We start from the raw sequence: 5458 nt of genomic DNA, 5'->3' as shown, positions 1-5458 counted from the left end.
CCTCCGTGGCCGCGGCCGCCGCGTCGCCCTCCCTCGCCGGAGCGGGCACCCGGGCGTCGCCGTTGGCCTGACGCCTGGGCTGGGACGACTGAAGCGCCATCCCCCCTGTCGTACGGAAGAGTTCGTCGGCCCCCGGCAGACTCACTCGGCGTGACACCGGGCGAGCACCTCCCTGGCGAGCTGGCGATAGGCGGCGGCACCCACGGAGTTGGAGGCGTACGTGGTGATCGGCTCACCGGCGACCGTGGTCTCCGGGAAGCGGACCGTGCGCCCGATGACCGTGTGGTAGACGTGGTCGTCGAACGCCTCGACCACACGCGCGAGCACCTCACGGCTGTGCACCGTGCGCGAGTCGTACATCGTGGCGAGGATGCCGTCGAGCTCCAGCTCCGGGTTGAGCCGTTCCTGGACCTTCTCGATGGTCTCCGTCAGCAGGGCCACACCACGCAGCGCGAAGAACTCGCACTCCAGAGGCACTATCACCTTGTGCGCGGCCGTCAGGGCGTTCACCGTGAGCAGGCCGAGCGAGGGCTGGCAGTCGATGACGATGAAGTCGTAGTCGGGCAGCAGCGGCTTCAGGGCGCGCTGCAGCGTCGACTCGCGGGCGACCTCGGAGACCAGCTGGACCTCGGCCGCCGACAGGTCGATGTTGCTGGGCAGCAGGTCCATGTTGGGGACCGCCGTCTTCAGCAGCACCTCGTCGGCCGCCATCCCCCGCTCCATGAGCAGGTTGTAGACGGTGAGGTCGAGTTCCATCGGGTTGACGCCGAGTCCGACCGACAGCGCGCCCTGCGGGTCGAAGTCCACGAGGAGGACCCGGCGTCCGTACTCCGCGAGCGCGGCACCCAGGTTGATGGTCGACGTGGTCTTGCCGACGCCGCCCTTCTGGTTGCACATTGCGATGATCTTCGCGGGTCCGTGGTCGGGCAGCGGGCCCGGGATCGGGAAGTACGGCAGCGGACGCCCGGTCGGGCCGACGCGCTCCCGGCGCTGTCTGGCCGCGTCGGGCGCGAGAGTGGCCGCGTACTCGGGATCGGGCTCGTACTCCGCGTCGGGGTCGTAGAAGTGCCCCTCGGGCAGTTCGTCGTAGTCGGCGAAGTGGTTGTGGGGCGCGCCACTTCCGTCGCCGGCCATGGCGTTCACGTGATGGCCATCCATCTTCTGGTGTGCTGTGTGAGTCGCCTGCTGACTCTGGTGGGCTGCGAAGGTGCGCACAGCGACGGAGCCGACAGCCTCGAACCCCGCGGACCCCTGGCCCGGTGCAGGCATTCCTGGTTGACCACCCCCGGGAGTAAATGTCGACTCATTCACAAGTCGTCTTACCTCCTTGGTGACCAGGAAACTTCTAGACAGGTCAGCGTGGCACCATGCCGACAGCTGGCGACTCTATGGCGTGTCGGGCGTCCGCAGCAACACAATCCGCCGGACCCGGCCCGATGTGTCGGCAATGAAACATCCCGCTGTCAAGGGCGTACGGCCGTCGCACGGCAGGTTTCACCGGTGTGCGAATCGGTTGAAGGGTTACGTTCGAGGCGAGTTGCGCGAGAATCGCGAAGTGACCATACACACATCCGGCCGGACCTCGGGCAAGGTCCGGCCGGGTGCGCGGCGTTGACGACCCGTGTTGACGTATCGCCTTTGCCGGTTGGTTGGTTAGCCGACTTTTCGGCTGTGCGCGCTCAGCCGAGCAGCGAGGTCAGCTCCACGTGCTCCACGCCGTGCGCCTCGGCGACCTCGCGGTAAACGACCTTGCCGTCATGCGTGTTGAGACCCTTGGCCAGCGCCGGGTCGCGGCGCAGCGCGTCCGCCCAGCCGTGGTCGGCCAGTTCGACGATGTACGGCAGCGTCGCGTTGGTCAGCGCGTAGGTGGAGGTGTTCGGCACCGCGCCGGGCATGTTGGCGACGCAGTAGAAGACCGAGTTGTGGACCCGGAAGGCCGGCTCGGCGTGGGTGGTCGGGCGGGAGTCCTCGAAGCAGCCGCCCTGGTCGATCGCGATGTCGACAAGGACACTCCCGGGCTTCATCCGCGAGACGAGCTCGTTGGTGACCAGCTTCGGGGCCTTGGCGCCGGGGATCAGCACCGCGCCGATGACGAGGTCGGCCTCGAGGCAGGCCTTCTCCAGCTCGAAGGCGTTCGAGACGACGGTCTGGATCTTCGTGCCGAAGACCTTGTCCGCCTCACGGAGCTTGTTGATGTCCTTGTCGAGCAGGGTCACGTGGAAGCCCATGCCGATGGCGATCTGCGCGGCGTTCCAGCCGGAGACACCGCCGCCGATCACGACGGCCCGGCCGGCCAGCACGCCGGGAACACCGCCGGGCAGCACACCGCGGCCGCCGTTGGCGCGCATCAGGTGGTAGGCGCCGACCTGCGGGGCCAGCCGGCCCGCGACCTCGGACATCGGGGCGAGCAGCGGCAGCGCGCGGCTGGGGAGCTCGACGGTCTCGTAGGCGATCGCCGTGGTACCGGAATCCAGGAGGGCGTCCGTGCACTCCTTGGAGGCGGCCAGGTGCAGGTAGGTGAAGAGCGTCTGGTCCTTGCGGAGGCGGTGGTACTCCTCGGCGATGGGCTCCTTGACCTTCAGCAGCAGGTCGGCGGTGACCCACACCTCGTCGGCGGTGTCCAGGATCTGTCCGCCGGCGGCGACGTACTCCTGGTTCGTGATCGAGGAGCCGACGCCGGCGTCGCGCTCGATGACGACCTGGTGGCCATGGCGCACCAGCTCGTGCACGCCGGCGGGGGTGATGGCCACCCGGAACTCGTTGTTCTTGACCTCGCGGGGGATGCCGACCTTCACGTCGATCACGGTCCTTGGCTCAGAGGGTATGGGGGGTCTCACTAAGACATACCCGGGCACGCACGGGCACACCGGGAGATACCGCAGGAGAACGTGCGGCAGAGCCAGTCTAATGAAGGCGTTCTCGCTGTCTAGCCTTTCATTGCATCAATCTTCGAGTGATGCGGTACGGATTTCGCAGGCGTCAGGGTCATTTTGAAGGTTTGACTCGCCGAGAATCCGCTCGGCGGCCCCCCGGTGCAGCCCGGCCGACGCGGGATCACCCAGGTGCTCGAGGGTGTCGGCGACCCGCAGATGCAGGGCGGCCTGCAGCCGCGGGTCCTCGGCGCGGCGCGCCCACTCCACGGCCTCCCGGCAGATGCGCAGCGACTCCTCGGGCCGGCCCGCGTACTCCTGGACCCGCGCCAGCTCGCTCAAGGCCCGGGCCTGGGCGGCCACGTCACCGTTCTTGCGGTGGCCGGCGATCGCCGCGCGCCAGTTCCGCATGGCCTCGCCGTAGCGGCCGGCGAAGGTGTGGGCGGCGGCGATCCGGCCGTAGAGCCGGGCGGCCTCCGCACGCTCGCCCCGGGCGAGCCGCTCGACCAGGGCGCGGCCGAACCAGTCGGCGGCCCGGTCGAAGTCGCCGAGCTCCAGGTGCGCGCCGCCTACGGATTCCATCGCGCGGCCGGTCGCGTACGGGTCGTTCACCTCACGCCCGGCGTCCAGCGCGGCCCGGTAGCGCGCCAGGGCGTCGGCCGTGCGGCCGGTGCGGGCGTCGAGGTCGCCGAGGTTGAGCAGGGCGGCTGCGCGCTCGCGGGGCAGGTTCCGGCGCTCGGCGACGTCGAGGACCATGCGGTGGACGTCGTAGAGGTCGGGCGCGGCGGCCTGGGTGCCGATGTGGGCCGCCATCGCGCGGACCAGCTGAGACATCAGCCGTCGTGCCAGGGTGTCGAGCCCTCCGTCGGCGACCGCGAGCCGGGCCGAGGCCAGCAGGGCGGGCCGGGTCAGGCGCAGCCAGTCGGCGGCCGCCCGCGGGGTGGGGAAGCGCAGGGCGCGCGGCATGTCGAGAAGCTTCTGGCGGGCCTGGGGGCTGTCGGTCTCGGTGATGGCCCGGCAGGCCTGGAGCAGCCGCACGGTCCGCTCCAGCATGCGGGCACGGGCCAGCTGGAGCTCGGCGGGGCGTTCGTGGTGCTCGGCGAGGATCCGCAGCTGCGGGTGCAGGCAGCCGGGCACCTCGTACTGCGGCAGCGGGGAGTCCACCGCGTGCAGGAAGCCCAGGGCGACGAAGTCGTCGAGGAGGGTGCGGGCGCCGCCGACCGAGGAGCCGACGAGCGCGGAGGCGGTCTGCGGGTCGACCAGCCCGGCCGGGGCGAGGGCGAGCAGGCGCAGCATCCGGGCCGCGGTCGGAGGCAGGGCGGCGTAGGCGAGTCGGAAGACCCGGGTCAGGGCGGTGCCCTCGGTGTCCTCGGCGCGCAGCTGCTTGGCGAGGTCGGAGACGGCGGCGTTGGGGCGGGCCGCGAGCCAGCCGCCCGCCAGCATCAGCGCGGCGGGCTGCCCCTGGCACTCCTCGGCGAGGCCCTCGGCGGCCCGGGGGTCGACGGTGATGCGGACCGAGCCGGCGTGCCGGGTCAGCAGCTCCACCCCGGACTTGGCGTCCAGGCCGCCCAGGGTGCAGGGGCGGACGTCGGAGATGCCGGTCAGCGGGCCTTCGGAGACCGCGACGACGAGGCATTCCGGGGTGTCGGGCAACAGGGCGTCGACCTGCTCGGCGTCGGCCGCGTCGTCCAGCAGGAGCAGGACCCGACGGTCTGCCAGGGCGGCGCGCAGGGTGTCGGTGAGGTCGTCCTCAGAGGTCCCGGCCGGCGCCTGCTCGTCCAGGGCGGTGAGGAGGTCCCGGGCGGCGCGTGCGACGGGGACGGGGGTGCCGTCGGGCTCGGTGAGGCTCGCCCGCAGTACCCCGCCGGGGTAACGGTCCGCTACCTGCCGGACGAGTTCCTCGGCGAGTGCGGTGCGGCCCGAGCCGGGCCGGCCGGCGATGAGCAGCACGCGCGCGCGGGGTGCCTTGCGGCCGGCCAGGGTGTCCAGTCCGGCGCGCTCGATGTCGGCGCGCAGTTCCTTCAACTCCCGTGTGCGGCCCAGGAACTCGTCCGTCCCGGCAGCGCGCCCGGCCGGCCGCACGTCGCCTGTCTCCACGACCTGATCCGCCACGGGCCACACTCCCGTCCCACCGCACGCGCAAGCCCGCCGGGACTCCGGTTCGGGCGTGCCCCAGAGCCTAGTTCACGCTCTGCAACGTCCCGGGTGGAGCACGGCGGGCGGGACGACCACTTCCCCCGATCGGATCAGCAGATCGTAGGAACGAGAGCAGGAGGTCGCGCCCGAAAGGGGCGCGGGGAACTGCGCGACCAGCCACGACGACGCCGCACCCGACAGACGACCGTCGCGGCACCCACCCGTCGCACCGCCCCGAGCGGAGCGTCTACGCCTCGAAGGGGCGCGCCGGCCAGGGCGCCTGGGCGGGGCGCAGCGCGTCCAGACCGTCACCACCGCGCGCGGCGACCAGGGACAGCACGCCCACGACGAGGCAGGTGTTGTGGAGCTCGCCGGCCAGCACGCCCCGGACGAGCTCCGCCACCGGCACCCGGTCGAGTTCCATGTCGGCCTCTTCCTCCTCGACCGCGAAG

The 5458-nt window shown here is 71.4% G+C and carries 3 protein-coding genes and 1 pseudogene; all 4 read right to left on the bottom strand.

Going from position 1 to position 5458, the window contains the following annotated elements; all coding sequences use genetic code 11:
• Positions 1–141 precede the first annotated feature (141 nt).
• Positions 142–1269, bottom strand: coding sequence for a ParA family protein (locus ABZ281_RS35935; protein ID WP_356662257.1), 1128 nt, complete (start codon positions 1267–1269; stop codon positions 142–144).
• Positions 1270–1679: 410 nt separating this feature from the next.
• The gene (ald, locus tag ABZ281_RS35930; RefSeq protein WP_356662256.1) at positions 1680–2804 is read right to left on the bottom strand and encodes an alanine dehydrogenase; all 1125 of its coding nucleotides are present in this window, start codon (positions 2802–2804) and stop codon (positions 1680–1682) included.
• Between the two features lie 138 nt (positions 2805–2942).
• Positions 2943–4967, bottom strand: a complete 2025-nt coding sequence (locus tag ABZ281_RS35925; protein WP_356662258.1) for a tetratricopeptide repeat protein — start codon at positions 4965–4967, stop codon at positions 2943–2945.
• Between the two features lie 286 nt (positions 4968–5253).
• A pseudogene (locus ABZ281_RS35920) lies at positions 5254–5458 on the bottom strand (ADP-ribose pyrophosphatase); the annotation flags it as partial.

The sequence above is a fragment of the Streptomyces sp. NPDC006265 genome, from assembly GCF_040613555.1.
In the GTDB taxonomy this organism is placed as follows: Bacteria; Actinomycetota; Actinomycetes; order Streptomycetales; family Streptomycetaceae; genus Streptomyces.
The sequence above is the reverse complement of the archived record's forward strand: the minus strand, read 5'-3'. Positions and strand labels throughout refer to the sequence as shown.

Bases quoted from the DNA above. Each gene is read 5' to 3' on its own strand.
- ABZ281_RS35935 (WP_356662257.1), bottom strand. From the start codon at position 1,269: ATGCCTGCACCGGGCCAGGGGTCCGCGGGGTTCGAGGCTGTCGGCTCC.